At 60.8% G+C, this 13,736-nt stretch carries 16 protein-coding genes; 2 read left to right on the forward strand and 14 right to left on the reverse strand.

Annotation, left to right across the window (positions count from 1 at the left end; genetic code table 11):
- Positions 1 to 44: 44 nt before the first annotated feature.
- Both AB5Y83_RS04565 and AB5Y83_RS04570 read right to left on the reverse strand, forming a co-directional pair.
- Entirely contained in the window at positions 45 to 1,013 is a 969-nt protein-coding gene (locus tag AB5Y83_RS04565; protein WP_103251502.1) for a calcium/sodium antiporter, read from the reverse strand.
- 126 nt (positions 1,014 to 1,139) lie between these two features.
- Positions 1,140 to 1,613, reverse strand: a complete 474-nt coding sequence (locus tag AB5Y83_RS04570; RefSeq protein ID WP_103251503.1) for a peroxiredoxin — start codon at positions 1,611 to 1,613, stop codon at positions 1,140 to 1,142.
- 155 nt (positions 1,614 to 1,768) lie between these two features.
- On the opposite strand from AB5Y83_RS04570, the gene AB5Y83_RS04575 reads away from it, so the two are divergent.
- Positions 1,769 to 2,695, forward strand: a complete 927-nt coding sequence (locus AB5Y83_RS04575) for a phenylacetate--CoA ligase family protein (RefSeq protein WP_103251504.1) — start codon at positions 1,769 to 1,771, stop codon at positions 2,693 to 2,695.
- Positions 2,696 to 2,778: 83 nt separating this feature from the next.
- Here the strand turns inward: AB5Y83_RS04575 and yfcD are convergent, their stop codons facing one another.
- Positions 2,779 to 3,261, reverse strand: coding sequence for an NUDIX hydrolase YfcD (gene yfcD / locus AB5Y83_RS04580; protein WP_047435956.1), 483 nt, complete (start codon positions 3,259 to 3,261; stop codon positions 2,779 to 2,781).
- Positions 3,262 to 3,464: 203 nt separating this feature from the next.
- Here yfcD and AB5Y83_RS04585 point away from each other — a divergent pair, with 203 nt between their 5' ends.
- Positions 3,465 to 3,683 carry a DUF1107 family protein gene (locus tag AB5Y83_RS04585; protein WP_005358887.1) on the forward strand — a complete coding sequence of 73 codons (219 nt, stop codon included), beginning with the start codon at positions 3,465 to 3,467 and terminating at the stop codon, positions 3,681 to 3,683.
- A gap of 52 nt (positions 3,684 to 3,735) precedes the next feature.
- Here the strand turns inward: AB5Y83_RS04585 and AB5Y83_RS04590 are convergent, their stop codons facing one another.
- The 11 genes from AB5Y83_RS04590 to AB5Y83_RS04640 form a co-directional block, all read right to left on the reverse strand.
- Entirely contained in the window at positions 3,736 to 4,050 is a 315-nt protein-coding gene (locus AB5Y83_RS04590; protein ID WP_033135134.1) for a DUF2845 domain-containing protein, read from the reverse strand.
- Between the two features lie 188 nt (positions 4,051 to 4,238).
- Positions 4,239 to 4,850, reverse strand: a complete 612-nt coding sequence (locus tag AB5Y83_RS04595; protein WP_005338405.1) for an FKBP-type peptidyl-prolyl cis-trans isomerase — start codon at positions 4,848 to 4,850, stop codon at positions 4,239 to 4,241.
- Positions 4,851 to 5,000: 150 nt separating this feature from the next.
- On the reverse strand, positions 5,001 to 5,726 hold the full coding sequence (locus AB5Y83_RS04600; protein ID WP_088869895.1) for a copper homeostasis protein CutC: 726 nt from the start codon (positions 5,724 to 5,726) through the stop codon (positions 5,001 to 5,003).
- Positions 5,727 to 5,767: 41 nt separating this feature from the next.
- Positions 5,768 to 6,670 (reverse strand): ROK family protein, encoded by a 903-nt coding sequence (locus AB5Y83_RS04605; protein ID WP_005343908.1) that lies wholly within the window; start codon positions 6,668 to 6,670, stop codon positions 5,768 to 5,770.
- A 108-nt stretch (positions 6,671 to 6,778) separates the two neighbouring features.
- Positions 6,779 to 7,285 (reverse strand): N-acetyltransferase family protein, encoded by a 507-nt coding sequence (locus AB5Y83_RS04610; protein ID WP_368174772.1) that lies wholly within the window; start codon positions 7,283 to 7,285, stop codon positions 6,779 to 6,781.
- The gene (locus AB5Y83_RS04615) at positions 7,273 to 8,079 is read right to left on the reverse strand and encodes a M48 family metallopeptidase (protein ID WP_005338409.1); all 807 of its coding nucleotides are present in this window, start codon (positions 8,077 to 8,079) and stop codon (positions 7,273 to 7,275) included. Before AB5Y83_RS04615 ends, AB5Y83_RS04610 begins: the two co-directional genes overlap by 13 nt.
- 181 nt (positions 8,080 to 8,260) lie before the next feature.
- Positions 8,261 to 9,235 (reverse strand): PstS family phosphate ABC transporter substrate-binding protein, encoded by a 975-nt coding sequence (locus AB5Y83_RS04620; protein ID WP_005338411.1) that lies wholly within the window; start codon positions 9,233 to 9,235, stop codon positions 8,261 to 8,263.
- Positions 9,236 to 9,413: 178 nt separating this feature from the next.
- Complete coding sequence (gene phoR, locus AB5Y83_RS04625; RefSeq protein WP_005338413.1) at positions 9,414 to 10,709, reverse strand: phosphate regulon sensor histidine kinase PhoR; 1,296 nt, start codon at positions 10,707 to 10,709, stop codon at positions 9,414 to 9,416.
- A gap of 8 nt (positions 10,710 to 10,717) precedes the next feature.
- Positions 10,718 to 11,407, reverse strand: a complete 690-nt coding sequence (gene phoB, locus AB5Y83_RS04630; RefSeq protein ID WP_005338414.1) for a phosphate regulon transcriptional regulator PhoB — start codon at positions 11,405 to 11,407, stop codon at positions 10,718 to 10,720.
- Between the two features lie 101 nt (positions 11,408 to 11,508).
- Positions 11,509 to 11,919: a VOC family protein gene (locus AB5Y83_RS04635; protein ID WP_158112100.1), complete on the reverse strand. Its 411-nt coding sequence runs from the start codon at positions 11,917 to 11,919 to the stop codon at positions 11,509 to 11,511.
- 129 nt (positions 11,920 to 12,048) lie between these two features.
- Positions 12,049 to 13,728, reverse strand: coding sequence for a sigma-54-dependent Fis family transcriptional regulator (locus AB5Y83_RS04640; RefSeq protein WP_368174773.1), 1,680 nt, complete (start codon positions 13,726 to 13,728; stop codon positions 12,049 to 12,051).
- Positions 13,729 to 13,736: the final 8 nt, after the last annotated feature.

Below are 13,736 nucleotides of genomic sequence, written 5' to 3' on the forward strand. Positions count from 1 at the left end.
GGGGGAAGCTTGAGCTTCCCCCTCTCTTATTTCACCAACCCCTATCAGATAAACTGACTGGTCAGCAGCCAGCCGGTGTAGGCGACGAAGCAAGTCAGCAGCACGCCCCCCTCCAACCGGTTGATACGGCCCTGCCCCTTGCGGCCCAGACACATCACCAGCAGCAGCAGGGTCAGCCCCATCATGATGCTCCAGTCACGGGTGAGCACCTCCGGCGCCACATCGAGCGGGTGGATGCCCGCCGCAATCCCCACCACCGCCAGGGTGTTGAACAGGTTGGAGCCGAGCACGTTGCCAAGGGCCAGGTCATGCTCGTTCTTGCGAATGGCGATGAGGGACGAGGCCAGCTCCGGCAGGGAGGTTCCCACCGCGACTATGGTGAGACCAATCACCAGATCGCTGATACCTAGCGCCTGAGCGATGGTCACCGCCCCCCAGACCAACAGGCGGGAAGCACCGATCAGCAGCACCAGCCCGACCACCAACCAGAATATGGCACTCTTGAGGGACATCCCCTCGCTCTCGATATCCTCGGCGGTCTCGGTATCCAGCGCATCTCCCTTGCCATTCATGCCAGCCCAGATAGACCAGCCCATCAGGGCAACGAAGACGGCCCCCAGAATGACCGCATCCATCCGGCCCAGATGAGCATCGATCAGCAGGGCGCCGGAGAGCAGGGTAATACCAAGCAGAATGGGGATCTCCTTGCGCACTACCTGAGAAGCTACCGCGATAGGGCTGATCAGTGCCGTCAGACCCAGGATCAGTGCGATATTGGTGATGTTGGAGCCATAGGCATTGCCGAGCGCCAACCCGGGATTGCCCTGGGACGCCGCCAGCGCCGAGACCACCATCTCCGGGGCCGAGGTACCAAAACCGATGATCACCATGCCGATCAGCAGCGGCGGCATCCCCGCATAACGGGCGGTGGCGGCGGCACCGTCGACAAACTTGTCTGCACTCCAGACCAGCAGCGCCAGTCCGGCAATCAGGGCAACAAAAGCCAGGGTCATAGGATCTTCATCTCTTGTTATCTGCAACAAAGCGCCAGCCCGAACGGGCAGGCACCATGGGAAAGTGGCGCCAGTGTAGCTGTGCCACCTTCCATTTCAAGGGGAAATCAAACCATGATTAACATTTCACAGTGCAGCCAGCAGGCTCGCGGCATCGGAGACCTCAAACTTGCCCGGCTCCTCCACAAACAGCTGCTCGACTACACCATCGTTGGCGATCAACGCAAAGCGCTGGGCACGGATGCCACCAAAGGCGCCGGTATCCTTGGCCAGATCCAGCGCCCGGGTCCAGCTGCCATCGCCATCTGCCAGCATGGTGATCGCCTCTGCATTCTGGGCCGTCTGCCAGGCCCGCATCACGAAAGCGTCGTTGACCGAGAGGCAACAGATGGCATCCACCCCTTTGGCCATGAACTGATCAGCCAGCACCACGTAACCCGGCAGATGGGCATTGGAGCAGGTGGGAGTAAAGGCACCAGGCACTGCAAACAGCACTACTTTTTTACCGGCGAACAGCGTCTTGCTATCCCGCAGCTGCTTGCCCTCGGCGGCGATAAAGGTAAATTCACCCGCAGGCAGGGGTTGTCCTACAGCAATCATGGTTTCTCGTCCTGAGTCGTGATGGGAAGTTGCCAGTTTATCCCAGAGTGACGATGCCGCCTAACAACGGCTCTGAGCCTGACCATGGATAGCGGCAGGCATTTTCCCCTTGGGCAGACTACTCTTGAGCTGGTTTCACGGCGCCAGGAGGCCCCATGCAACACTATTACGATGGTCTGGAAATTCGTCCCCCCGCCCTGCGCGAACAGCAGCAACTGGACCAGCTCAATCATCAGCTTACCCATGTCAGTCAATATTGCGCCGGTTACTCCAGCGCCTATCGCCAGTGCCGCCTCGAGGATCTGGCAGAGCTGGCCACCCTGCCACTGCTCGACAGCAAAGAGCTCTTTGCCGCCCAGCAGGCTCATCCCCCCTTTGCCGGTCTCACCGGCCGCCCCGCCAGTCAGGCGTTGCGGGTCTTCTCCTGTCCGGGCCAGCTGGCCATCCCCGAATATGCCGGGGCAGACTGGTGGGGGGCCGCCCGGGCGCTGTTTGCCGCCGGTTTCAAGGCGGGGGAAGTGATGCTCAACGGCCACGACTATCATGCTGGCCCCACCGCCTTTATCTTCGATAACGGTGCCCGCCAGCTGGGGGCTCCAGTGGTACCCTGCGGCCCCCACGATACCCAGCGCCAGCTGGAGGCACTGCTGCGCTATCAACCCACCGGCTATGTCGGCCCGCTGGTGACCCTGCTCGACCTGCTGGAAGCAGCCGAAGCGGCGGAGATCCCGAGCGACTCGCTGCGCCACGCCCTACTGTGCGAAGCAACCCATCCCGAAACGGCACCACTGCGCGCCATCCACGGCATTGCGGCCCTCAACTGTCTGGTGTGGCAGGATGTGGGGGTGGTGGCCTACGAGAGTCAGCCCGGTCAGGGCTTTATCGTCAACGAGAGCTGCATCGTCGAAATCATCGATCCCGCCAGCGGCAATCCCGTGAGTGGCGACGAGACCGGCCAGCTGGTGGTGACCCGGCTAGATCTGGAGTATCCCCTACTGCGTCTGGCTACCGACTGGCAAGGGCACTGGCTCGCCAAGCCGAGCGCTTGCGGGCGCACCAACCGGCGCCTCAAGCTGGTGTAGCAGACCAAGTAAATGCACAAAGGCAGACGGGCAGCCATCAGGCTGCCCGTCTTGTCTCTGGAGAAGATAATATATGAAGTTGGTCAGCGCCTTGCTTGCCAGGTGGCGATGGCAAGCAGGGAGTCGGGGGTAAATTCACTGGCGCGCTCGGCGATCTCGGCCAGGCTCATCCAGTGCACCGCGCTCACCTCTTCGGCCTGCAACTGCAGCGGCCCCTGATAACGGCAACTGAAGAGGCCACCCCAGACCCGATAGCCCTCCCCTTCTGCATAAAAGCTGCCAAAGCCCTGCAGTGGAACATCCATAATCCCCAGCTCTTCGGCCAGCTCGCGCCGGGCGGAGCGCTCCATCTCCTCACCGGTGGTGACCACGCCACCGGCGCAGGCATCCAGCATGCCGGGGCAGAAATCCTTGCTGAGGGTGCGTCGCTGCACCAGGATCCGATCCGCGTCGTCGAGCACCAGAATATAGCTGGCACGATGGCAGAGATTCTCTCGCCGCACCTTGGCTCGCTCGGCCACGCCAATCACCCGGTTATCCTCGTCCACCACATCAACCCATTCCACGCACAGGCCCTTTTATTTGTTCCATTCAAGCCCGCAGTATATCGGTGCGGTGGTTTGCCATGGCACAACTTTTTCGATGATGCCGTCAATTTGCCGAGCTCACCGGCAAAATAAGGATTCATGCAAATCTTTATAAACCGTCATATCAGTGTCATCGACCAACACCATAGTGTGCCCTGTCCAGGCAATCAGGGAACCGTGTGATGAAGGTATTCAAGCAGTTATCCCCACGGCAGATCGCTCGCTACATCAAGAGCTTTCATCGAGGCTATTTTGCCATCGAGTCGCTGGGGACATTTGAATTCAACGCGGGCAGGATCAGCCTCCATGGCCTGACCTGCCACCAGCGGCTAAGATTGGCTCGCCAGATCAATCTGGCGGTCAGACAACTTGGTCACCGCGACCCCTTGCCGGACATGTGAGTCAAAGGGTCTTGCCCTACTGTCTGTTGTGCATCCATGCTTTGCCCGTCGGCTACTCGCCGCGCGGGCCGTTTTCGATATCGGTAATGATGCCGTTGCGCACCGTCACAAAGCGCATGAACTCGTTCTTGCCGAAGTTGTAGGTCCAGCGTTCACCATATTTGACCTGCACCATGTTGCCAAACTGGTTCTCCTCGTTGCGGTTGAGCTCTTCACGCAACATCGGCTCACCGCACTTAAGCAGCATCTCGGCGGTGGTGTCTCCCTCGGTGATCAGGGCGTTCTTGCAGCGCATGGCATCAGCACTGGCCGGAATGCTCAGCAGCAACAGAGCAAGCCCCGCTACTTTCTTCATCTTCTTGCTCATCGGGTTCTCCTTATCCTCTCTAATGAGTCGCAGTATGCCTGTTCCCGTTTCTGAAAAAACCAGTAAAAAGCGCAAAAGTGCCGCCCTTTTCTGCTCTCCAGCCCGCTGGGCGCGACAAATGCTGTCTATCACATAACCCAAAAACAAACGGCGACCCGAGGGTCGCCGTTTGCATCAAGCCAGCAGGATCACAGGATGTCCAGCAGCTCGACTTCAAATACCAGTGCAGAGTAAGGCGGGATGGAGCCCGCGCCACGGGCACCGTAGGCCAGATCGTGGGGGATGTAGAGCTTCCACTTGGAACCAACCGGCATCAGCTGCAGCGCTTCAACCCAGCCAGCGATCACGCCGGTCACCGGGAATTCAGCCGGCTGGCCGCGAGCGACGGAGCTGTCGAATACGCCACCGTGGGTGAAGGTACCGTGGTAGTGCACACGCACGGACTGACCGGCTACCGGAACGGCACCGTTGCCTTCTACCAGCACTTCGTACTGCAGACCGGAGTCGGTCACCTTCACTTCAGCGCGCTTGGCGTTATCAGCCAAGAAGGCTTCGCCGTCAGCAGCAGCGGCCTTGGCGGCGGCTTCCTGCTCTTCTTGCATACGCGCAGTGATCACCTGGAAGGCATCATTGATATCGTCACGGCTGACCGCGAACTCCAGACCATTCAGGGCATCTGCCAGACCTTGTTGCAGGGCCGGGATATCCAGACCGGCGAAGGCTTGCTGCGCCAGCTGATCACCCATGTTGCGGCCGATGCCATAGCTGGCCTTCTGTTCGATAGAGTCGTATTGGGACATTGAGATGTTGCTCCAGATCCATGTAGTAAAGAGGCGGGATAATATCAGACTTTTGGCCGGGGTGCTGCCGGGGGCGCCCCTGATTTCCCCGTCAGTGGGAGGAACTTCACACAAGATGCGGATGAACGCCGCCCAACGGCGGCGATCTGCTTAACCGCGATCCAGCAAGGCTCTGACCGCAGCCACCTTGGCGCCATCGGTGATATTGACCCGACCATCATCCGAAGTGCCCATATTCACTCCGTGCGGCACCATGCCACCGCGCCAGCCCATGCCGGACATATGCACTTCGCTCACCCCGGTGAACTCGATGATGGTCCGCACATTGTCGGCATTTACCCCGGCGCCCGGCATCAGGCTGGCACGTCCCGCCAGCGCCTGCTGCATCTCCTGCAGGGTTTCCAACCCCGCCAACGCGGTCGGCGCATGGCCCGAGCTCAGAATGCGCTCGCAACCGGCCGCGACTATGGTCTCCAGATCGAGGCGCCAGTCGGAAGATAGGTCGATGGCGCGATGGAAAGTGACCCCCAACGGTCCTGCAGCATCCACCAGCTGTTTGAGTTTGGCGGCAGGCACCCGCCCCTCCTCATCCAGCAAACCGACCACTACCCCTTGCAGACCGGCAGAGCGGGCCGCCGCGATATCTTGCAGCATCATCTCGAACTCGCCGTCGTTGAAGCAAAAATCCCCGGCACGCGGGCGGATCATGGCATAAACCGGCACGGTGGCGTGGCGGGCTGCCTGCTGCATAAAACCGTAGGAGGGGGTCAGGCCGCCCAGACCCAGCGCAGAGCAGAGCTCGATGCGATCCGCCCCGGATTGCTGGGCAGTAAACAGGGATTCCAGGTTGTCGATACAGATTTCAAGACGGGTCATGAGGACTCCTTTTTCGGGGAGATCAGACCCCACATCTGATCTCATAGATTGAGCAAGGCTGCGCCGCGTACACCGCCGGCACCACCGAAGCGGGCCTGACGGATCTCGGGCAGGGCGACCCCGGGCAGCAAGTGACCGGGCAGACGCAGCGGCAGCTGTTCATAGAGGGCGGGCAGGCCGCTCAGGCCGCCCCCCAATACCACCACCTCGGGATCAATCACCGAAATGGCGGTGGCAAGCCCGGCGGCCATGATCTCCAGCCAGCAGTCGACCGTTTCGACCGCATGGGGTTCATGGGCCTCGAAGCGTCCCACAATCTGGTGACCCGTGGCGCGCTGGCCATGGAAATGATGATAGAGACGCTCCAGACCGGTGCCGGAGGCATAGGTTTCAAAACAGACCAGACGGCCGCAGCCGCAACGAGGACGGGGCAACTCGGGGTACTTCATCAGCATGGTCGCGGGCAAGGGGTAGTGACCAATCTCGCCAGCCAGCCAGTTGCGCCCCTGAATAAGCTTGCCCGCCAGATAGACGGCGCCGCCGATGCCGGTGCCGATGGTGACGCCGAGCGCACTGCCTGCGCCGTCGGCTGCCCCTTGATGCACTTCGGACCAGAGGAAGCAGTTGGCGTCGTTATCCACCTTGACCGGCCGCTCCAGCAGCTCGGCCAGATCGGCGCCCAGATGGCGACCATTGATGGAGGGCAGATTGGCCGCCACTATGCTGTGATCCTGGCTGTTGATGACACCGGGGAAACCAATGCCGACCGAGCCTCGTGCGCCGAAGCGGGCATCCGCCTGCTCGACCCGGGAGCGGATCAGCTGCTGTAATCCCTCATAATCGTTGCCCGGGGTGCTCATGCGCTCCTCGTGGCAGAGGTTCAATGCACCGTCATAGACCGCGAAGGCGATCTTGGTGCCACCGATATCAAAGCCGTAATACATGCCAGCACTCCCTTGTCAGCCCGTGTTTATCCAACTCTGTTTCAAGGGGGACATTGTATTAATTCGCAAAAAAAATAAAGTGACCGAGGGCGAAAAACGGGAGGGTGATCAGAGCAAACGGCTCATTTGTCGCTGCAGGCAGGGCTGCCCGAGGCTTATCAGGGTGCGCTCCTCGCCATCAAAAACGAAGCCACGGCGCAGGTAGAACCCCTCGCCGATGTGGTTGCCATCGAGCAGCCACAATTTGACGCTATGGCAACCGGCGCGGCGCATCTGCATCGCCACCGCCTGCCACAGCCGTTTACCATAACCTTGTCGCCAGTGGTCGGGATGGAGGTAAAAAGCGCGGATCAGGGCATGACTCTGTCCCGCTTCCTGCTGTGGTTGCCAGTAGAGCAGGCCAATCACTACCTCATCGAGACAAAACAGCATGGGCCTTGGGCCCGGCTCGGCCAGACGGCTCTGCCAAATCTGCAGATGGGCGGTGACGTCCAGCTGCTCCAGCAGGTCGGCACCGAGCACCTGGCCATAGGCAGCGAGCCAGCTGGCTCGCTGCATCACCGTCATGGCGGCGGCATCGTTGCTGCGCGCCATGCGCAGGCTTATGCCTTGCATTGGGGCACCAGACCGTTGGCGCGGGCCTGCTCATAGAGCGGCAGCACTTGCGCCTGTTGCGCCTGCAACTCGGCGATCCGGTTCTCGTTGCTCGGGTGGGTGGAGAGCAGTTGCGGCGGCGTGTTGCCACCGGCGGCGGCACTCATGTTTTGCCACAGGGGGATTGCCTCGGCCGGATTGAACCCGGCACGCGCCATCAGCTCAAGTCCGAGCCGATCCGCTTCGCTCTCCTGAGTACGGCCGTAGGGCAACATCACCCCCACCTCGACCCCGAGGCCAAGGGCGGCCATGGTGGCGCCGCGATACTCGCTGGTGCCCATGGCGATGTCCGCAGCCGCCAGACCGATCCCCGCCAGCTGGCTGCGCGAGAGTCGCTCGTTGGAGTGCTGGGCCAGCACGTGAGTCAGCTCGTGGCCGATGACGGTCGCCAGCTGATCCTGATTCTTGGCCACCTTGAGCAGGCCGCTGTAGACCCCGATCTTGCCGCCGGGCAGGGCGAAGGCGTTGACCTGTTTGGAGTCAAACACCACCACTTCCCAGTTGGTGATGCCATAGCTGGCCGGCACCTGGGCAGTCACCGCCTTGGCGACACAGGAGACATAGGCGTTGAGTTTGGCATCCTTGCTCACTTTCTCCTGCTTCTTCATCTGCTCGAAGGAGTCGGCTCCCAGCTGGTTCATCTGCTGGGGAGAGTAGAGCAGCATCTGGCTGCGGCCGGTCGGCGACTGGGCGCAGGCGACCAGCAGGGAACTACAGAGGGCTACCATGCCAAACTTGGTGAGGGACGCAATCATGAAGGGATCCTTTGCCATAACGTTGCCCTATTCTCGGAAATGCCGCCCTGCTACGCAAGGGAGCCAGCCCCCGGCTGGCGGAAAAATATCCATCCTGCGTTATTAACAAAACTGACAACCGCCAAAAACAAAACGAGCCCGCTTGGGGCTCGTTTTATCAGGGCATGCTGACTGCAGGCAGTTACATGATACCCAGCTTTTTCAGGTCAGCCTGTACCACCTTGGCCGGAACCGGCACGTAGCCATCTTTGGCAACGATGTTCTGGCCTGCTTTGGAGAGCATCATCTTGACGAACTCTTGCTCCATCGGGGAGAGCGGCTTGTTCGGATGCTTGTTCACGTAAACGTACAGGAAGCGTGACAGCGGATACTTGCCAGTGATGGCGTTATCGGAGGTCGCTTCGATGAAGGTCTTGCCATCTTTGGAGAGCGGTACGGCACGCACGCCGGAGGTGACATAACCGATACCGGAGTAGCCGATGCCGTTCAGGGAGGCAGAGACAGACTGCACCACGGAGGCAGAACCCGGCTGCTCGTTTACGCCACTCTTGAAGTCGCCGTTACACAGGGCGTGCTCCTTGAAGTAACCGTAGGTACCGGATACGGAGTTGCGACCGAACAGTTGCAGATCCTTAGAGGACCAGTTGCCATCCAGACCCAGATCAGACCATTTGGTGGCAGCCTTGGCTTCGCCGCACTTGAGGGTGCTGGAGAAGATGGCGTCGATCTGCGGCATGGTCAGCCCCTTGATGGGGTTGTCCTTGTTGACGAACACCGCCAGGGCATCGACTGCAACGCGGATGGCAGTCGGCTTGTAGCCGTAACGCTTCTCGAAAGCTTCCTCTTCACCGGCCTTCATGGCACGGCTCATCGGACCGAACTGGGCAACACCTTCGGTCAGGGCAGTCGGGGCGGTAGAAGAACCGGCGGCCTGGATCTGCACGTTGACGTTGGGGTACAAACGCTTAAATTCTTCGGCCCACAGGGTCATCATGTTGGCCAGGGTGTCAGAGCCGACAGAGGACAGGTTGCCCGAAATGCCGCTGGTCGGTGTGTAATCCGGCAGGTCTTTATCCACACCGGCAGCCAGGGCGCTGACAGAAAACAGGGTTGCTGCGGTGAATCCGATTACACCAGCCAGTTTGTTGAGTTTCATCCAATCTCTCCAAAGTTACAGAAGGTCCGTTCTTAAGACGGCGCCAGTATCTGACCTGGCAGTGACAAATTTATGGATTTAATGTGACACTTTAATGACATGGCGACAGATTTGAACAAATGAAAAGAGGGCCCGTTCAAAGGCCCTCTTTTTGCAGCTAACCCATTGCCAGAAAAGACTATTTAATCACCACCATGCGACTCGGAATGAGAAAGCTGAAGCGGCTGCCAAGGCCGACCCGGCTCTCGATATCGAGCTGGCAGTCATGATGACTGAGGGCATGCTTGACGATGGCAAGGCCCAAGCCTGAGCCGCCGGTGTGGCGCGAGCGTGCCTTGTCGACCCGATAGAACCGCTCGGTCAGCCGCGCCAGATGCTCGGGGGCAATCCCCTCCCCTTCATCGCTCACGGCAAACAGCGCCATCGCCCCCTGCTTGCGCCACTCCACGGTAATTTTTCGCCCCGCCGGGGTGTAGTGGATGGCGTTATAGACCAGGTTGGAGACAGCACTGCGCAGCTGCTCCTGATCCCCGCGCACCAGAAGATTGGGCTGCACCACAAATTCGAGCTGGTGGGCCCGTTCGCCCGAGAGCGCTCGCGCCTCCTGCTCCAGCAGCCCCAGCATGGCAGGCATGTCCACCAGATGGGAGAGATCCACGGTCGGGGCCGCCTCGATACGGGAGAGGGTGAGTAGCTGATTGACCAGATTATCCATCCGGATGGTCTGCTCCATCATCACCCGATGCGCCTTGGCCCACATGGCGGGCGGGGGCGGCTCCTCGGTCATCTCCAGATAGCCCTTGAGCACGGTCAGCGGGGTGCGCAGCTCGTGAGAGACGTTGGAGACGAAGTGCTTGCGGGTCTTCTCGAGACTGCGCAAGCGGGTGACATCGCGCACCACCAGCATCGCCTGATCCGAGGCGTAGGGCATGATGCGAAACTCGAGAAACTTCTCCTCGTTGACCGGGGAGTGCATCTCGAGGGGCTCGTCATATGCCCCCTTGCCCAGATAGGCGTTAAAGGCCGGATTGCGAATGAGGTTGCCGATATGCTGGCCGGCATCCTCCGGCCAGCGAAAACCGAGCAGTTGCTCCGCCAGCCGGTTGCACCAGAGGATGCTGCCATCGGTGCGAAACACCACGGCGGCATCGGGCAGCGCCTCGGCCCCCTCCCGGAAGCGGCGGATCAGCCCCGCCAGCTCGCGGCGACGGGCGCGGTGACGCTGCTGCAGCTTGTAGATACCGTTGAAGATGTACTCCCAGCTGCCATTGCCGCTGGGGGGCACCAGGCTACGGTCGTGCCACAACCAGTCAGAGAGCCGCTTCTGGAAGCGATAGTGCCAACCCAGATGCAACACCGCCGCCACCAACAGGCAGAGGGCAAGATGATCAATCAACCAGCCAACCAATGCGAAGGGGGCGTAAAAAAACGCCATTCGCCACAACTGTCGCCGCCAGGCGTAAGGTTGCAACATAGCTGCCTCTAGAGACGGGTTGAGAAGCGGTATCCGGCTCCACGCACCGTCTGGATCAATCTGTCGTGCCCTGTCTCTTCAATCGCCTTGCGCAGGCGACGAATATGCACATCCACGGTTCTGTCCTCGACGTACACATTGGTACCCCAGACATTATTGAGCAGCTGTTCACGGCTGTAGACCCGCTCGGGGTGAGTCATAAAGAAGTGAAGCAGCTTGAATTCGGTCGGCCCCATGTCGAGCGCCTTCTCTTCGGCACTAACCCGGTGGGAGACAGGATCGAGTTTCAGCCCCTGCACCTCGATCACCTCATCCACCGAAGTGGGCGACACGCGGCGCATCACAGCATGGAGGCGAGCGGTCAGCTCCTTGGGCGAGAACGGCTTGGTGATATAGTCGTCGGCACCGGCCTCCAGACCACGCACCTTGTCCTCCTCTTCACCGCGAGCGGTGAGCATCACCACTGGGATCTGGCGCGTCACCTCATCCTGCTTGAGCTGCTTGATAAACTGGATGCCACTGCCGCCCGGCATCATCCAGTCGAGCACGATGAGTTCGGGGTAGGGTTCGCGCACCTTCGCCAGTCCATCGGCGTAATCTTCCGCTTCAATCGTCTCATATCCCTTCTGCTCCAACACGAAGCAGAGCATTTCGCGGATCGGTGCTTCGTCCTCGACCACCAGAATTCGCTTAGCCATTCCCTTCTCTCTCCTCTGTGAAGATGGGTGCGCCAATTATTAGAATTTTCTGTGACACTTTTATGACTTTATGACAGGCGGGATGATAAACGTTTTCAGATTCAGTTGGCAGCAGTACGTTGCAACAAGTCCCACCGGTTGCCGCTGATATCCTCAAACACCACCACAGTGCCATATGGTTCATCACGAGGCTGTTCACAAAAATGAACACCGTACGCCTGCATGCGCTGGTAATCCCCCCAGAAATCAGTGGTCTCGAGGAACAGAAATACCCGGCCACCGCCCTGCTGGCCGATGGCGGCCTGCTGCTGCGCATTGGCCGCTTGTGCCAGCAGCAGCGCGGAACCGGAGGCACCTTTGGGGGCAACCCGCACCCAGCGCTTGCCCGGTTTGCCCGGTTCATCGAGGGGCGTGTCTTCCAACAGCGCGAAACCCAGTCCCTCGGTAAAAAAGCGAATGGCCTGATCGTAATCAGCCACCAGCAGGGTCAGCGCCCCTATGTGTTGTGACATGGCAGAAAATCCTCAACGGATGAATCAACGGGCGCAATGCCCCGGCCAGGGCGTATCATATCGGCTGGATGGGCAGGGCTCCAGTCGTCATGTGCGTCTTGAAAACGACCGATGAGGGGGAGTGAGCACTCAAGGGGCTTCGCGCAGCGTCCGGTAGAGGGTGGTGCGGCTGATCCCCAGCTGGCGCGCGGCCTCGCTCACATTGCCGCCGCATGCCGCCAGCGTTTGCTGCACCTGCCGCCGGGTTTGTTCACGCAAGCTGGTCGCCTCCCCCATCGGCAAGGCGCCGGGCTCTGTGGCCACACTGGGCAGATGCAGGTGGGCGGGTTCTATCCAACCCAACCCCTCTGCCAGCACACAGGCCACTTCCAGTGCCTGTTTGAGCTGGCGCACGTTGCCGGGCAGCGGATGGGCCAGCAGCTGTTGCTCCGCATCGCGGGTCAGACGCAGGGTCGGGTCCATCTCCGCCAACAGTCGCTGGATCAGCTCCAGACGCTCAGCGGCAGGCCAACGGCGCAGCGGCATCAGCTGCTGACGCCAGCCGCAGATCCGGTAATAGAGGTCTTCGCGAAATGCGCCACTCTGCACCATGGCCGCCAGATCCCGGTGGCTGGCACTGACCAGCCAGAAATCCACCGCCTCCGGCTTGTGACTGCCAACCGGCGTCACACTGCGTTCCTGCAACACCCGCAACAGTCGGGTTTGAGCCTGCAGCGGCAGTTCGCCAATTTCATCGAGCATCAGCATGCCGCCATGGGCTGCGCGCAGATAACCCTGACTGCCCTGGCTGCGGGCACCGCTGAAGGCCCCGCCCACATACCCAAACAGCTCGGCTTCCACCAGATCTGCTGGTAACGCGCCACAGTTGACACACACCAGTGGCTGATCCCGCCGACTGGACGCTCGGTGCAGGGCCCGCACCAGATGCTCCTTGCCGCTGCCGGTCTCCCCCTCGATAAGCAGCGAAATGCCGCGCTCCAGCATCTTGAGCGGCACCTGCTGCGGATGTGGCACCGGGCTTGAGTGACCCGGCAGCGCGGTGCAGGAAGATGTCGCGTCCGCTTCTGGCACCAGCCGCAAGCCACGCCCCTCGCGCAGCAGTTGCCTGCCATCGAAAGGGTGCTGGCCGAGCCAGAGTCGGCCTGCCCGGTTGGCGCCGAGCAGTTCCCCCTCCTCTCCCAGCAACAGGCGAGCGGACCAGAGGCTCTGGGGATCGAGATCCACCAGCCAGCCCGGCTGACGCGCCAATAGTGCGTTTTCGAGGGTCATCGCCAGCAGCCGCACCGTGCCCAGCATATCGCCATCGTGATGGGCAGCATCGGTGGAGATATCGAGCACCCCGAGCAATTGCCCATCCGGCCCCAGCAACGGGCAAGCGCTGCAACTGAGGAAGCTGTGCTGGGCGAAGAAGTGCTGATTGCCGAGCACCTGTACTTCGCTCTGCTCGGCCAGCGCAGTACCGATGGCATTGGTGCCCTTGCTCGCCTCACCCCAGCGGGCGCCACTGCGCAAAAAGATACGCTCGGCATGGCGGGCGAACCCCTCATCACCACTGGCGGCCAGAATGGCCCCCTCACCGTCACACAACAACAGGCGACAGGGGCGACCGGCCAGCAACTGGGCAAACAGCGGCAGCACAAAGCGCTGGAAGCAGGTGATCAGCGCCCTGTGCTGCTCCTGACGGGCCGACAGCTCCCCTTGGGGCAGCAAGTCCAGATCGGCACTCTGCTGGCGGCTCAGCCCCTGATGCAGGCAACGCTGCCAGGAACGCTGGATCGGACCGGGACCGGGTTGAAGTGACTCACTCATCACGCCTC

Source organism: Aeromonas sp. R5-4, assembly GCF_040908215.1.
Taxonomy (GTDB): domain Bacteria; phylum Pseudomonadota; class Gammaproteobacteria; order Enterobacterales; family Aeromonadaceae; genus Aeromonas; species Aeromonas veronii.